This is a genomic window from Escherichia sp. R1, assembly GCF_003000935.1.
Classification (GTDB): domain Bacteria; phylum Pseudomonadota; class Gammaproteobacteria; order Enterobacterales; family Enterobacteriaceae; genus Escherichia; species Escherichia coli.
This window is the reverse complement of record NZ_PSRU01000004.1, coordinates 1-14,874: the sequence shown is the minus strand read 5'-3', so window position 1 is coordinate 14,874 and position 14,874 is coordinate 1. Positions and strand designations below refer to the sequence as shown.

At 50.8% G+C, this 14,874-nt stretch carries 11 protein-coding genes; 6 read left to right on the top strand and 5 right to left on the bottom strand.

All coding sequences use genetic code 11. The features are described from left to right. Positions 1 to 116 precede the first annotated feature (116 nt). Positions 117 to 1,613 carry a M16 family metallopeptidase gene (locus tag C4F37_RS06100; protein ID WP_001163136.1) on the top strand — a complete coding sequence of 499 codons (1,497 nt, stop codon included), beginning with the start codon at positions 117 to 119 and terminating at the stop codon, positions 1,611 to 1,613. Positions 1,614 to 1,708: 95 nt separating this feature from the next. On the opposite strand, the gene kdgK is transcribed toward C4F37_RS06100, so the two are convergent. Then, complete coding sequence (kdgK, locus tag C4F37_RS06095; protein ID WP_001297976.1) at positions 1,709 to 2,638, bottom strand: 2-dehydro-3-deoxygluconokinase; 930 nt, start codon at positions 2,636 to 2,638, stop codon at positions 1,709 to 1,711. Positions 2,639 to 2,869: 231 nt separating this feature from the next. Here kdgK and pdeH point away from each other — a divergent pair, with 231 nt between their 5' ends. Both pdeH and C4F37_RS06080 read left to right on the top strand, forming a co-directional pair. After that, the gene (gene pdeH / locus C4F37_RS06085; RefSeq protein ID WP_001329855.1) at positions 2,870 to 3,637 is read left to right on the top strand and encodes a cyclic-guanylate-specific phosphodiesterase; all 768 of its coding nucleotides are present in this window, start codon (positions 2,870 to 2,872) and stop codon (positions 3,635 to 3,637) included. A gap of 69 nt (positions 3,638 to 3,706) precedes the next feature. Further along, the gene (locus C4F37_RS06080; RefSeq protein WP_001540013.1) at positions 3,707 to 5,767 is read left to right on the top strand and encodes an AsmA family protein; all 2,061 of its coding nucleotides are present in this window, start codon (positions 3,707 to 3,709) and stop codon (positions 5,765 to 5,767) included. 178 nt (positions 5,768 to 5,945) lie between these two features. Here C4F37_RS06080 and C4F37_RS06075 read toward each other — a convergent pair whose 3' ends face one another. The 3 genes from C4F37_RS06075 to C4F37_RS06065 form a co-directional block, all read right to left on the bottom strand. Further along, positions 5,946 to 7,268: an MFS transporter gene (locus tag C4F37_RS06075; protein WP_001149007.1), complete on the bottom strand. Its 1,323-nt coding sequence runs from the start codon at positions 7,266 to 7,268 to the stop codon at positions 5,946 to 5,948. 392 nt (positions 7,269 to 7,660) lie between these two features. After that, the gene (gene yhjD, locus C4F37_RS06070; RefSeq protein WP_000191257.1) at positions 7,661 to 8,674 is read right to left on the bottom strand and encodes an inner membrane protein YhjD; all 1,014 of its coding nucleotides are present in this window, start codon (positions 8,672 to 8,674) and stop codon (positions 7,661 to 7,663) included. 48 nt (positions 8,675 to 8,722) lie between these two features. Then, positions 8,723 to 9,622 carry a LysR family transcriptional regulator gene (locus C4F37_RS06065; RefSeq protein ID WP_015912563.1) on the bottom strand — a complete coding sequence of 300 codons (900 nt, stop codon included), beginning with the start codon at positions 9,620 to 9,622 and terminating at the stop codon, positions 8,723 to 8,725. Positions 9,623 to 10,141: 519 nt separating this feature from the next. Between C4F37_RS06065 and C4F37_RS06060 the strand changes: the two genes are divergently transcribed. Next, positions 10,142 to 10,744, top strand: a complete 603-nt coding sequence (locus C4F37_RS06060; RefSeq protein ID WP_001167663.1) for a helix-turn-helix transcriptional regulator — start codon at positions 10,142 to 10,144, stop codon at positions 10,742 to 10,744. Positions 10,745 to 10,794: 50 nt separating this feature from the next. Here C4F37_RS06060 and C4F37_RS06055 read toward each other — a convergent pair whose 3' ends face one another. Beyond that, complete coding sequence (locus tag C4F37_RS06055; RefSeq protein ID WP_001540011.1) at positions 10,795 to 12,444, bottom strand: alpha,alpha-trehalase; 1,650 nt, start codon at positions 12,442 to 12,444, stop codon at positions 10,795 to 10,797. A gap of 404 nt (positions 12,445 to 12,848) precedes the next feature. Here C4F37_RS06055 and ccp point away from each other — a divergent pair, with 404 nt between their 5' ends. After that, the gene (gene ccp / locus C4F37_RS06050; RefSeq protein ID WP_001540010.1) at positions 12,849 to 14,246 is read left to right on the top strand and encodes a cytochrome c peroxidase; all 1,398 of its coding nucleotides are present in this window, start codon (positions 12,849 to 12,851) and stop codon (positions 14,244 to 14,246) included. Between the two features lie 210 nt (positions 14,247 to 14,456). Beyond that, positions 14,457 to 14,874: pyridoxal-dependent decarboxylase (locus C4F37_RS06045; RefSeq protein ID WP_001713074.1), on the top strand; the 418-nt coding region annotated here is incomplete at its 3' end.

The following is a 14,874-nucleotide window of genomic DNA, read 5'->3' as shown; positions in this document are numbered from 1 at the left end:
CTTCTTCCGTGACATTTTCATGTTCTTGCGGTCTAACACGAAGTGTTTTTAACGTCATTTAGACTGACCGACAACGGGCAGTTTTTTATTACCAGGATAGTTGATCAGGGGTTCACATGCAGGGCACAAAAATTCGACTTTTAGCGGGCGGTTTGCTGATGATGGCCACTGCTGGCTATGTGCAGGCAGATGCGCTCCAGCCTGATCCAGCATGGCAACAGGGGACGCTTTCCAACGGTTTACAGTGGCAAGTGCTGACTACGCCCCAGCGTCCCAGCGATCGTGTTGAAATTCGCCTGCTGGTTAATACCGGTTCGCTCGCCGAAAGTACACAACAGAGCGGTTACAGTCACGCCATCCCTCGTATTGCGCTAACGCAAAGCGGTGGCCTTGACGCAGCGCAGGCGCGTTCATTGTGGCAGCAGGGGATCGACCCTAAACGCCCGATGCCGCCGGTAATTGTCTCTTATGACACCACGCTGTTTAATCTGAGTTTGCCCAATAACCGTAACGACTTGCTGAAAGAGGCGCTCTCTTATCTGGCAAATGCCACTGGCAAACTGACTATCACGCCAGAAACCATCAACCATGCGTTGCAAAGTCAGGACATGGTGGCAACCTGGCCTGCCGATACTAAAGAGGGCTGGTGGCGTTATCGTCTGAAAGGATCAACCTTGTTAGGTCACGATCCTGCCGATCCGCTGAAACAACCCGTTGAAGCGGAAAAGATTAAAGATTTCTATCAGAAATGGTACACCCCGGATGCAATGACGCTGCTGGTGGTGGGAAACGTGGATGCGCGCTCGGTCGTCGACCAAATCAATAAAACGTTTGGCGAACTGAAAGGCAAACGTGAAACACCGGCTCCGGTGCCGACGCTTTCTCCGCTGCGTGCGGAAGCGGTGAGTATTATGACCGACGCGGTGCGTCAGGACCGGCTATCTATCATGTGGGATACGCCGTGGCAGCCGATTCGTGAATCAGCCGCACTGCTGCGCTACTGGCGTGCGGACCTGGCCCGTGAGGCGCTGTTCTGGCATGTTCAGCAAGCGTTAAGCGCCAGTAACAGTAAAGACATCGGTCTTGGATTTGACTGTCGTGTGCTGTATCTGCGTGCGCAGTGTGCCATCAACATCGAATCACCAAACGACAAGCTGAACAGCAACCTTAATCTGGTGGCGCGTGAACTGGCGAAGGTTCGCGATAAAGGTCTGCCGGAAGAAGAGTTCAATGCGTTAGTGGCGCAAAAGAAACTGGAGCTGCAGAAACTGTTTGCCGCCTATGCGCGAGCTGATACCGATATTCTGATGGGGCAGCGGATGCGTTCGTTGCAAAATCAGGTCGTCGATATCGCGCCGGAGCAATATCAGAAACTGCGTCAGGATTTCCTTAACAGCCTGACGGTGGAGATGTTAAATCAGGATCTGCGTCAGCAGTTGTCGAATGATATGGCGTTAATACTGCTGCAGCCGAAAGGCGAGCCGGAATTTAACATGAAAGCGTTGCAGGCGGCCTGGGATCAAATCATGGCCCCATCGACTGCGGCTGCCGCCACATCTGTCGCCACGGATGACGTACATCCTGAAGTGACGGATATTCCACCTGTACAGTAATGCCTGATGGTGATGAGTTAGCACAACCATCAGGTATTTATGGATGAGCTGGATAGGGGGGTAACACTCTATCCAGCCTTTTGCATATGCTGCTTTTACGCTGGCATCGCTTCACGCGGGATAATCGCGCCGCGATACTGAATAACGGTACTTGCGGTCAGGTGCCCGCGTTTCGCTGCGTCTTCCGCAATTCCGCCCGTCAAACGTACCGCCAGATAACCGGCACTGAAAGAGTCGCCAGCTGCGGTGGTATCGATCACTTTTTCTTTCGGCAGTTTTACCGCCGGAACATCCACTAACCCTTCGCCAGCAATGGACACCAGGCAAGAATCCGCCCCGCGTTTCACCACCACTTCTTTCACGCCCGCGTTATGGGTGCGCGCAATGACGTCTTCCACCGGCTGTTGACCCCACAGCGCGTCTTCATCGTCCAGCGTCAGGAAGGCGATATCCGTGCATTCCAGCATTTGTTGGTACACCTGCTGTGTCTCTTCTTTGCTGGCCCACAGGCGCGGACGATAGTTATTGTCGAAAATCACTTTTCCGCCGTTGGCGCGGCATTCGCGCAGCAGGGAAAGCAGCTTTTCGCGGCTGGTCGGGCTTAAGATCGCCAGGCTAATCCCGCTCAGGTAGAGATAATCGAAATTCGCCAGCTCTTCGCAAATCGCCGCGGATTGCTCACTCTCCAGCCAGAATTTGGCGGCGGCTTCGTTACGCCAGTAGTAGAACGTACGTTCGCCGGTGCTGTCGGTTTCAATGTAGTAAAGGCCCGGCAGACGGTTTTCCATCCGTTGGGTCAGGGAAGTATCAACGTTCTCGCCGCGCCAGGCGTCCAGCATCTGCTGGCTAAAACTGTCCGTTCCCAGCGCCGTTACGTAATGAACGGTTAATGCCGCAGGATCGACCTGACGGGCGATATAGACGGAAGTGTTCAGGGTATCGCCGCCGAAACCGCGCTTAACGTCCGCGCCTTTCTCGGAAAGCTCAATCATGCATTCGCCAATCACGGCAATCTTTTTGGACATAGTCGTGAACCTGATCTGTAAAAAATTAGCGTTAGTTTGCGTTGTGGTGGTTTGCTGGTCAACCATATTAAAACAGTGTTCCATTATTTTTTTGAGCCAGAACGTATTCCTGAAAGATTCCGTTGTGGAGTGGGGAAATTTACCCCGTCCAGGCGGTAAAGTTCTGCCCTTGCGCGCCGATAATCTTTGTCGAGTCCGGGCAGCATCACTTTTAAACACAGGACATCTTTGATGATAAGGCAGGTTATCCAGCGAATAAGCAACCCTGAAGCAAGCATCGAGAGCTTGCAGGAACGGCGTTTTTGGTTGCAGTGTGAGCGTGCTTACACCTGGCAGCCGATCTATCAAACATGCGGGCGGTTAATGGCCGTGGAGCTATTAACGGTGGTCACGCATCCCTTGAACCCTTCGCAACGCCTGCCGCCGGATCGCTATTTTACTGAAATCACCGTTAGCCATCGGATGGAGGTTGTGAAAGAGCAGATTGATTTGCTGGCGCAAAAAGCCGACTTCTTTGTAGAGCACGGCCTGCTGGCATCGGTCAATATTGATGGCCCTACGCTCATCGCCCTGCGTCAGCAACCAAAAATCCTGCGCCAGATTGAGGATCTTCCCTGGCTGCGTTTCGAACTGGTGGAACACATCCGCCTGCCGAAAGATTCAACCTTTGCCTCGATGTGTGAATTTGGCCCGCTGTGGCTGGATGATTTTGGTACCGGGATGGCAAATTTCTCTGCACTAAGTGAAGTGCGTTATGACTACATCAAAATCGCGCGAGAACTGTTTGTGATGCTGCGTCAGTCACCGGAAGGACGCACACTCTTTTCTCAGCTTTTACATCTAATGAATCGCTATTGTCGCGGGGTGATTGTCGAGGGCGTAGAAACACCAGAAGAGTGGCGTGATGTTCAGAACTCGCCCGCATTCGCCGCACAAGGCTGGTTTCTTTCACGCCCGGCACCGATAGAAACGCTGAATACGGCGGTTCTGGCGCTATAAGCTGCCTCATTTTCCGCCTGGCTGGACTATCTTTAGGACTGGCACAGGAAGAATATGAGGAAGCGAACGATGAGTAAGGCAGGCAAAATAACCGCTGCGATTTCAGGGGCTTTCTTGTTGTTGATTGTCGTGGCGATCATTTTGATTGCAACTTTTGACTGGAATCGACTCAAACCGACCATCAACCAGAAAGTCTCTGCGGAGTTGAATCGTCCGTTCGCTATCCGTGGCGATCTGGGCGTGGTGTGGGAGCGGCAAAAACAAGAAACTGGCTGGCGCAGCTGGGTGCCGTGGCCCCATGTACACGCGGAAGACATCATTCTTGGCAATCCACCGGATATTCCCGAAGTCACAATGGTGCATTTGCCGCGAGTAGAAGCGACGCTGGCCCCGCTGGCGCTGCTGACCAAAACGGTCTGGTTGCCGTGGATCAAGCTCGAAAAGCCCGACGCGCGCCTGATTCGCCTCTCCGAAAAGAACAATAACTGGACGTTTAATCTCGCCAACGATGACAACAAAGACGCGAATGCAAAGCCGTCGGCGTGGTCGTTTCAGCTGGATAATATTCTTTTCGATCAAGGGCGGATCGCCATTGATGATAAAGTAAGCAAAGCGGATCTGGAAATTTTTGTCGATCCGTTAGGCAAGCCGCTGCCGTTCAGCGAAGTTATCGGATCGAAAGGTAAAGCGGATAAAGAAAAGGTGGGCGATTACGTTTTTGGCCTGAAGGCGCAGGGACGTTATAACGGTGAACCGCTCACTGGTACGGGAAAAATAGGCGGTATGCTGGCGCTGCGTGGCGAAGGAACGCCGTTTCCGGTACAGGCTGATTTCCGCTCTGGTAACACCCGTGTTGCTTTTGATGGCGTTGTGAATGACCCAATGAAGATGGGGGGTGTCGATTTACGGCTTAAATTTTCTGGCGATTCGCTGGGTGATCTCTATGAACTGACGGGCGTTCTGCTGCCCGATACACCGCCGTTTGAAACGGATGGTCGGCTGGTAGCGAAAATCGACACTGAAAAATCGTCGGTCTTTGATTATCGCGGTTTTAATGGGCGCATTGGCGATAGCGATATCCACGGTTCTCTGATCTATACCACCGGCAAGCCACGACCAAAACTGGAAGGTGATGTCGAGTCGCGGCAATTGCGGCTGGCGGACCTGGGACCGTTGATTGGCGTTGATTCCGGGAAAGGGGCAGAAAAGTCGAAACGGTCTGAACAGAAGAAGGGCGAAAAAAGCGTTCAGCCTGCGGGCAAAGTGCTGCCTTATGACCGCTTCGAAACCGATAAATGGGACGTTATGGATGCCGATGTTCGCTTCAAAGGGCGGCGCATTGAGCATGGCAGCAGCCTGCCGATTAGCGATCTTTCTACTCATATCATCCTCAAAAATGCTGACCTGCGCCTGCAACCGCTGAAATTTGGCATAGCGGGCGGCAGCATTGCGGCGAATATTCATCTGGAAGGCGATAAAAAGCCGATGCAGGGGCGGGCAGATATTCAGGCTCGTCGACTGAAACTGAAAGAACTGATGCCCGATGTAGAACTGATGCAGAAGACGCTGGGGGAAATGAACGGTGACGCGGAACTGCGCGGTAGCGGTAACTCGGTGGCGGCGCTTTTAGGCAACAGTAACGGCAACCTGAAACTGTTGATGAATGACGGGCTGGTGAGCCGCAACCTGATGGAGATTGTTGGGCTGAATGTCGGCAACTACATTGTCGGTGCGATATTTGGTGATGATGAGGTGCGGGTGAACTGCGCGGCAGCGAATCTGGATATTGCCAACGGTGTGGCGCGTCCGCAGGTTTTCGCTTTTGATACCGAGAATGCGTTGATCAATGTTACCGGCACGGCAAGTTTTGCTTCGGAACAGCTGGATTTAACTATCGATCCAGAAAGTAAAGGGATTCGCATTATCACGCTGCGTTCGCCGCTGTATGTGCGTGGGACGTTTAAAAATCCGCAGGCTGGGGTGAAAGCCGGGCCGTTGATTGCCCGTGGTGCTGTTGCGGCGGCACTGGCAACGCTGGTTACGCCAGCGGCAGCATTGCTGGCACTGATCTCACCTTCCGAAGGGGAGGCTAATCAGTGCCGGACAATTTTGTCGCAGATGAAGAAGTGATGATAATTGCCGGATGTCTGACATCCGGCAATTAAACAGATTTAGATTGTTGGCAAAGTGTGCTTTGTTCATGCCGGATGCGGCGTGAACGCCTCCGGCTTACAAATCCTTGCTAATTCAATATATTGTATGGAAATTCTGGCCTGATAAGCGTAGCGCATCAGGCTTTTCACTCTGATTACAACGACTGATGTCGCGTCTCATGGGTCAGCAGCAGGGCGATTAACGTCAAGCCAGCCATCGCCGCCAGATATAGCCCCACCGCACCTAACCCGTAGTTAGTCTGCAACCAGGCTGCGATATATGGCGCAACGGAAGCCCCGAGAATCGACGATACGTTGTAAGAGAACGATGCTCCGGTGTAACGCACTTCTGTCGGGAACAGCTCCGGCAGCAGCGCCCCCATCGGACCGAAGGTCAGCCCCATCAGACTTAACCCCAGCAGCAGGAAGGCAAAAACCAGAATCGGGTTGCCAGAACCGAGCAAAGGGTTAAAGGCGAATAGCGCGAACAGGATGATCAGCGTGGTGATGATTACCATGCTTTTACGGCGACCAAAGGCATCAGCCAGTAATCCGGCGACGGGCACCATCACGCCAAAACCAATAACTGCCATCATCAGCATCCACAACACTTCGTTACGCGGCAGGCCAAGCCCAACTGGCGCGGCGGCGGTACTAAAGGTCATAGAGTAGACCGTCATGATGTAAAACAGCGTATAGGTTGCCAGCATAATGAACGTACCCAGTACGGTTACGCGAACATGTTTGGTCAGCAGCGTACCCAGCGGGATCTTCACCTGTTTTTTCGCTTTAGCGACTTTCTCAAACACCGGCGACTCATGCAGCGACACGCGAACATACAGGCCGATAATGACCAGCACCGCCGAGAAGATAAATGGCACACGCCAGCCCCAGCTCATAAACTGCTCGTCGGTCAGTAGCCAGGAAAGCAGCAAGAAAGTGCCGTTGGCAAAGAAGAAGCCAATCGGTGCGCCCAGCTGCGGGAAGGAGCCGTACAATGCACGTTTGCGCGGTGGGGCGTTTTCAGTCGCCAGCAGCGCCGCGCCGCCCCATTCACCACCTAAGCCCAGACCCTGACCAAATCGAGCCAGCGCCAGCAGCAGCGGGGCGAAAATACCAATCGTGGCATAGCCTGGCAGCAGACCAATCACCACGGTCGAAATCCCCATCGTTAGCAACGAGGCGACCAGCGTCGCTTTACGCCCAACGCGATCGCCAAAATGACCAAAAACGGCAGAGCCAATGGGGCGCGCGACGAAGGCGATGGCGAAGGTGGCGAGCGACTGTAGCGTTGCTGCCGTTGGATCGCCCTGCGGGAAGAAGATATGCGGAAACACAATAACGGCCGCAGTGGCGTAAATGTAAAAGTCGAAGAACTCAATGGCCGTGCCAATGAGAGAGGCGACAAGGACTTTATTACGCGAGTTGATCGGCGTGTATTCTTGCTCGTGGTCGAGTGTTGTGGCTGTTGCTTGCATAATCTTTTCTTATTTTTTGGCTAACGAATAGCCATATTACGCACAGCAAAAGTGATATTTCAATGTGTAACAAATCGCGGAAATGGTCAAAAATCATGCAAAAAGGGGATAATGTTTAGGCCAGTGATTTTTCTTCTATGAAATGCTTCACATAATTTTATAAATGGTGGATTAAACTGGTTTTAGGTTAAATAAAAGTTACCAACTGGATTTATATGCTGGGGTTATGAGTTGGAATGAAATTGTTTGCTCCTGAATAGATGGCTAAAGAGGCTCTGGGAAAGAGTTTCAAGAGGTTATGTGCGCATTATAGCCGGATGCGATGCTGGCGCATCTTATCCGGCCTACGGGGAGCCAGGCCGAATAAATTCGTACGCCGCATCCGGCCTATTTTAAGGCTGCGTTTTCCCCGGCATTCGCGGGTCGTCTTTATATTCGGCGGTGGCAATCCACGCCGCGCAAAACAGCGTCAAACGGGCGAAGAAGTAGAAAAATGCCATCAGCCCCAGCACGGAACCAAATGCTGCGCCAGAGGGTGATTTCATCAACGATGGCAGGGTGTAGGTCATCACGATTTTAATCACTTCAAAACCAATAGCAGCCAGAAATGTTCCGCGGATCAGGGCTTTTTTGCGCGGACGGTGGCGCGGCAACCGCCAGAAGATCCAGAAGAAAAGCAGATAGTTGGCGAAGATGGAAATCGCCAGGCCAATCAACCGCCATGTCGGTTTAAGCCACTCAATGCTGTTCAGGTGCAGGGCGCTAATAATCATTTGCTGCGCAGAACCGGCAACCGAGGTGATAGAAAGCGTCACAATCAGCGCAATCAACAAACCAATCAGCGAAATAAAATCACGCAGATATTTTACCCAGAACTTCTCCTGATCTTGCGGCGAGCGTTCCCAGACATCGCGTGACTGGGCGCGAATCGCTTCACGCAGGTTACCCATCCAGTTGATGCCGGAATAAAGCGCCACTGCCAGACCGACAAGCCCTACAGTCGTCCGCTGCTGAACGGCGGTGTTGATGGTGTTTTTCAACGTGGCGGCTAGCGTCGGATCGCTAATGTTTTGCAGAATTTTGTCGAAGATATCCTGTAGCAACATCGGATGGGAGGCCAGCACAAAGCCCCCTGCGGCAAACGACACCATCAAAATGGGGATCATCGACAAAAATGAGAAATAGGTGATAGCCGCCCCAAACTGGTTACCCAGCCGATCGTTAAAGCGTTCTGTCGCGCGAATCAGGTGCGCAATAACCGGTTGGCGTTGGACTTTCTCGGCAGTGGTGGTGACGGTTTCCAGCGCCTGGCTAACTTTGCCGCCTTTCTCGCTATTATCCAACTGCTTAATCGGCTCGTGCTCCAGATCCTGGGTGGGACGTTTGATCTCGTTTTCCTGCGTCATCCGCTCTTTTGTCCTTCTGTCGTGGTTATTCTTAAAAAGTATAGTCGGTCAGTCCAGGTGCTCTTTCATTACGCCAGCCAGCCACTGCATAAACAGGTTTACACGCCGGGAAAGCTCCCGACGCTGCGGATAAACCAGTGAAAGGGACAGCGGCTCGGCACGGTAGCCAGGCAACACTTCAATAAGCCGCCCGGCACGCAGGGCTTCGCGCACGGCAATGCGCGGGATCTGAATAATCCCCAGACCGGCAATACCGGCGGCGAGATAGTTTTCGCTACTGTTTACCGTCAACATGCCGCCAGACTTAAACCACTGGACGCCATTAACGCTGGCAACCTCAAAACCTAACGGATGTACACCCAGGTGCGGTGTATAACGCACTATTGCGTGTGAAGTCAGATCATCGGGGCTTTGCGGATAACCAAAGCGCGTCAGATAGTGTGGACTGGCACAGTTGACCATGGTCAGTTTGCCGAGAGAACGGGCGATAACGCCATCTTCCGGTAATGCGCCAGTGCGTATCACGCAATCAAAACCATCATGAAGAATATCTACCGGACGGTCATGGCTACTCAGTTCCAGCTCAATTCCCGGATGCAGATAGAGAAATTCCGACAAGCGCGGCAGTAACAGGCTTTTCGCGATTCCTGACGGGATGTCGATGCGTAATTTACCGCTGATACTGGTGGCATCCTGTTGAAACAGACCGTCCAGTTCGCTGAGATTACTCAACACATCTTTTGCTCGTTGATAATAGGTCATGCCTTCTGGCGTGAGTTTGACCCGTCGCGTGGTGCGCTGGAGAAGCTGGGTGCCAAGTTGATGTTCCAGTGCCTGTATCTGGCGCGAAACACTTCCCTTTGGCAAAGCAAAGAAATCCGCTGCGCGGGAAAAACTTTCCAGCTCCGCGACTTTGATGAACAACTGCATTGCGTGAATTTTATCCATCTCTTTGACCGATTGTTGTTCACAACGAAACAGTAGCGCGCATATCGCATTGTTTATTGTTTTTTCTAACATCTAATGCCGGGTTTCACAATGTTGTCATGATGAATGTGGCGATTTCTCAGCAGGAAAAGGGAGGAATAGCTTTATGAGAAAGGTGAATTCCCTTAAACAGAGCGTATTTTTCAGCGATTCCCTTTAAAGTGAATAGAAGATGTATTGGCTATTTGTGCTTATTTTTATCTCATTGCCGTTTGTTATTTTTGTTTATGGTCGCGGAATTTCATTTTTGATTGCATGCGTACTAACTACCGATATAAGGAAATCCTCAAAAATGTTTTAAATAGTGCCCTCGACATGTAATTTCAGGCGTTTAGCTGTAACTATTTATATCGGTAACTATTTTCTACGCGTTATCTCTGTAGAATGGCCACCGCCAAATGGCGAATTCTTATTTTTTCTCGCGAGTAATACCCTTCCACTACTTAAGTCTTTTTAACGTATTCAGGTGGAGATTCAGTTATGCAAATAGTCATGTTTGACAGGCAGTCAATATTTATTCATGGAATGAAAATCAGTTTACAGCATCGTATTCCAGGAGTGAGTATTCAGGGGGCCAGTCAGGCAGACGAGTTATGGCAAAAGCTGGAAAGTTACCCTGAAGCCTTAGTGATGCTCGATGGCGATCAGGATGGTGAGTTTTGCTACTGGTTGCTGCAAAAAACCGTGGTGCAATTTCCTGAGGTTAAGGTGTTAATTACGGCGACGGATTGCAACAAACGGTGGTTACAGGAAGTTATTCATTTTAATGTGCTGGCCATTGTGCCTCGTGATTCAACCGTCGAGACATTTGCGTTGGCGGTAAATAGTGCGGCGATGGGGATGATGTTTCTGCCTGGAGACTGGCGAACGACGCCGGAAAAGGACATTAAAGATCTCAAATCGTTAAGCGCCCGCCAGCGGGAGATTTTAACCATGTTAGCGGCGGGCGAATCAAATAAAGAGATCGGCAGGGCGCTGAATATCAGTACCGGAACGGTAAAAGCGCATCTGGAATCACTGTATCGCCGTCTGGAAGTCAAAAATCGCACCCAGGCGGCAATGATGTTAAATATCTCCTCCTGAAGAGGATAATTTTACAGCCAGCAGGAAGTTAGCGGCTGGCTGTAAAAATATTATGGTTCGCCGTACAAACCAATTAAACGGCGTACCACACCGTTAGTCCAGCCAAACCCATCCTGCAACGGATACTCGCCACCGCCGCCTTCGCGAGGAACACCATCGGCAATATGGTATTTCTCGATCAGTTTGTGCTGTTCCAGATAGAACTGATTCACCGTCTTCAGCCAGTTGCGCGCGATTTCATCACCCAGAAGGTCATCGCCGTACATCTTAAATCCCTGAATTGCCATCCACTGTAACGGTGCCCAGCCGTTGGGTTTATCCCACTGTTCACCGGTTTCGTACTCGCTTGCCAGAATCCCGCCAGGTGTCAGTAACCGGCTGCGCACGGCGTTTGCCAGACGATCGGCCTGTTCATGGTTCGCCATACCGACATAGAGCGGCACAATGGCGGCAGCGGAAAACAGCGCCAGTTGCTCGCGTCGCCAGTCGTAATCGCGGTAGATGCCGTTTTCATCATCCCAGAGGTAACGGTTTACCGCATCGCGACGGGCACTGGCCTTCTGGCGGAACAGTGCTTCTGTCTCTTTCTCGCCTTTCAGCGCCGAGATGTTGGCGATGGCGCTCTCCAGTTTAAACAGGAAGGCATTCAGATCGATGGGGATGAACTGGGTGGTACGAATGCTCGCCAGACGACCAGTATCACGCAGCCAACGGGAAGAGTAATCCCAACCGGAGGCCGCCCCCGCACGTAAATCGCGGTACACCTCGTTAGGCGGGCGACCAGAATGTTTCGCGGTTTCAACGTCCTCAAGCCAGGATTCGTCACGCGGCGTGTCGCGATCGTCCCAGTAACGGTTGAGCAGCGAGCCGTCCGGCATCCGCACAACATGGCGATAGGCCTGATTAGGGATCAACGATTCTGCACCGTCCATCCAGAAGGCATATTCCATTTTCAGGTGGTCGAGATAGCGGCGCGCGCCGCGTACACCATCTTCTTCAAACAACTCCACCATCAGCGCAAAAACCGGTGGTTGCGAGCGGCTCAAATAATAGGTGCGGTTGCCGTTGGGGATGTGGCCGTAGTTTTCGATCATCCAGGCGAAGTTATCAGCCATGCATTTCAGCAAATCTTCCCGACCACTTTCCGCCAGCCCCAGCATGGTGAAATAGGAATCCCAATAGTAGGTTTCGCTAAAACGGCCGCCCGGGACAATATATGACTGCGGCAGCGCCAGCAGAGAAGACCACGGAATGTGATCCTGTGGTTCATGCGTTAGCACCGGCCACAGCTGGTCGATATGCTCTTTCAGGGAATTTTGCGGGTCCGATACATACTCGCTGGAGTAGACCTCCGGCAGCCAGAAGTGGTTTTCAACAAACTTGCGCAAGTCAAAATCACGATGACGGCGCACTTTACGGTAGCGGATTAAAATATCCAGCGGGTCCATTTTGGGTGCGCAGTCGGGAAAGGTTTTACTGTCGGGGAAAATTTTCGCCGACTGAACATGCTCGAACAGTTCGAGATAGCGATCGGCAGGCGTCAGCGCATCAGAGGCGGGCAGCCCTTCAATCATCTCGGGTTCCGGTTCTGCCTCGATCATCTCATCCAGTTTTAATTCATACGGGTCCAGCTCATAGCAGAGATCGACCTCGATCATCAGTTCGTCTGGATTAGGGTTTTGAATTTTCTGATTGAGCATAAGGATCCGACCTCCGAAATTCGTCGCTAATTATCGGGCTTTTCTTTAAGGGTAGTCATTCGCTCCGCCTGGTGGGCGACAAAGCGTGCGGTGGATCACGTTTATTAACCTGCCAAAAAATATAACGCACTAATATCAATGGAATTTATAAAAATACGGATTTCGTGTTGTTTTTCATTTTCAGAACATTCAATCCTGCTCTCGCCGCAATCATGATATGCCATTCCTGATCTGGGTAATAGGCACTGGCTATCTTATTGATAGTTTATATTCATGTAATTGATTGATTCCTATCAAAAAGCATATCTCCCTGTTTTTTATGATGGCTTTGTCTCGCAGAGACGTTTGCAGCATTCTGGAAAATTTTCTGGGTCACAATAACTCACTACCGTGAGGGAAGAATAATGAAAATGGTCTCACGTATTACCGCGATCGGCCTGGCTGGCGTCGCGATTTGCTATTTAGGGTTATCTGGTTATGTGTGGTACCACGATAATAAACGCAGTAAACAGGCCGATGTTCAGGCATCTGCTGTCAGTGAAAATAATAAGGTTTTAGGCTTTCTCCGCGAAAAAGGATGCGATTATTGCCATACGCCTTCGGCAGAATTACCTGCCTATTATTATATTCCCGGCGCGAAACAGTTGATGGATTACGACATAAAGCTTGGATATAAATCTTTTAACCTCGAGGCCGTGCGTGCGGCTCTGCTGGCTAATAAACCCGTTTCGCAAAGCGATCTGAATAAGATTGAATGGGTGATGCAGTATGAAACTATGCCGCCAACGCGTTATACCGCGCTTCACTGGGCGGGTAAGTTGAGTGATGAAGAGCGGGCGGAAATACTGGCCTGGATTGCAAAACAGCGCGCGGAATATTACGCCAGCAATGATACTGCTCCGGAGCATCGCAATGAACCGGTGCAGCCCATCCCGCAAAAACTGCCTACCGATGCGCAAAAAGTGGCGTTGGGTTTTGCGCTGTATCACGATCCCCGTTTATCGGCTGATAGCACCATTTCATGCGCTCATTGCCATGCGTTGAATGCGGGGGGCGTCGATGGCAGAAAAACATCGATTGGTGTTGGTGGCGCAGTTGGGCCGATTAACGCGCCGACGGTATTTAACTCAGTATTTAACGTTGAGCAGTTCTGGGATGGTCGTGCGGCAACATTGCAGGATCAGGCTGGTGGACCGCCGTTGAACCCGATTGAAATGGCGTCGAAATCCTGGGACGAAATTATTGCTAAGCTGGAAAAAGATCCGCAGCTTAAAGCGCAGTTCCTCGAAGTCTATCCGCAAGGTTTCAGTGGCGAAAATATTACTGATGCCATTGCTGAATTTGAGAAAACATTAATTACGCCGGATTCCCCATTTGATAAATGGTTGCGTGGAGATGAGAATGCTCTGACGGCGCAACAGAAAAAAGGCTATCAATTATTTAAAGATAATAAATGTGCAACTTGTCATGGTGGTATTATTCTCGGCGGACGTTCCTTTGAACCGTTGGGGCTGAAAAAAGACTTTAACTTTGGTGAAATTACGGCGGCGGATATTGGTCGTATGAATGTTACTAAAGAAGAGCGTGATAAATTGCGTCAGAAAGTACCCGGTTTACGTAACGTTGCTTTAACGGCACCGTACTTCCATCGCGGTGACGTGCCGACGCTGGACGGGGCGGTGAAACTGATGCTGCGCTATCAGGTAGGCAAAGAGCTGCCGCAGGAAGATGTGGATGATATCGTAGCTTTCCTGCACAGTCTGAACGGGGTTTACACGCCGTATATGCAGGATAAACAATAATTAATTTGATCGCCCGAACAGGAGTGTTTGGGCGATTTTTATTACGATAATAAAGTCTGTTTTTAATATTATCATATTAAATGTTTATATTATAAAAAGTCGTTTTTCTGCTTAGGATTTTGTTATTTAAATTAAGCCTGTAATACCTTGCTTCCATTGCGGATAAATCCTACTTTTTTATTGCCTTCAAATAAATTTAAGGAGTTCGAAATGGACCAGAAGCTGTTAACGGATTTCCGCTCAGAACTACTCGATTCACGTTTTGGCGCAAAGGCCATTTCTACTATCGCGGAGTCAAAACGATTTCCGCTGCACGAAATGCGCGATGATGTTGCATTTCAGATTATCAATGATGAATTATATCTTGATGGCAACGCTCGTCAGAACCTGGCCACTTTCTGCCAGACCTGGGACGACGAAAACGTCCATAAATTGATGGATTTGTCGATCAATAAAAACTGGATCGACAAAGAAGAATATCCGCAATCCGCTGCAATCGACCTGCGTTGCGTAAACATGGTTGCCGATCTGTGGCATGCGCCTGCACCGAAAAATGGTCAGGCCGTTGGCACCAACACCATTGGTTCTTCCGAGGCCTGTATGCTCGGCGGGATGGCGATGAAATGGC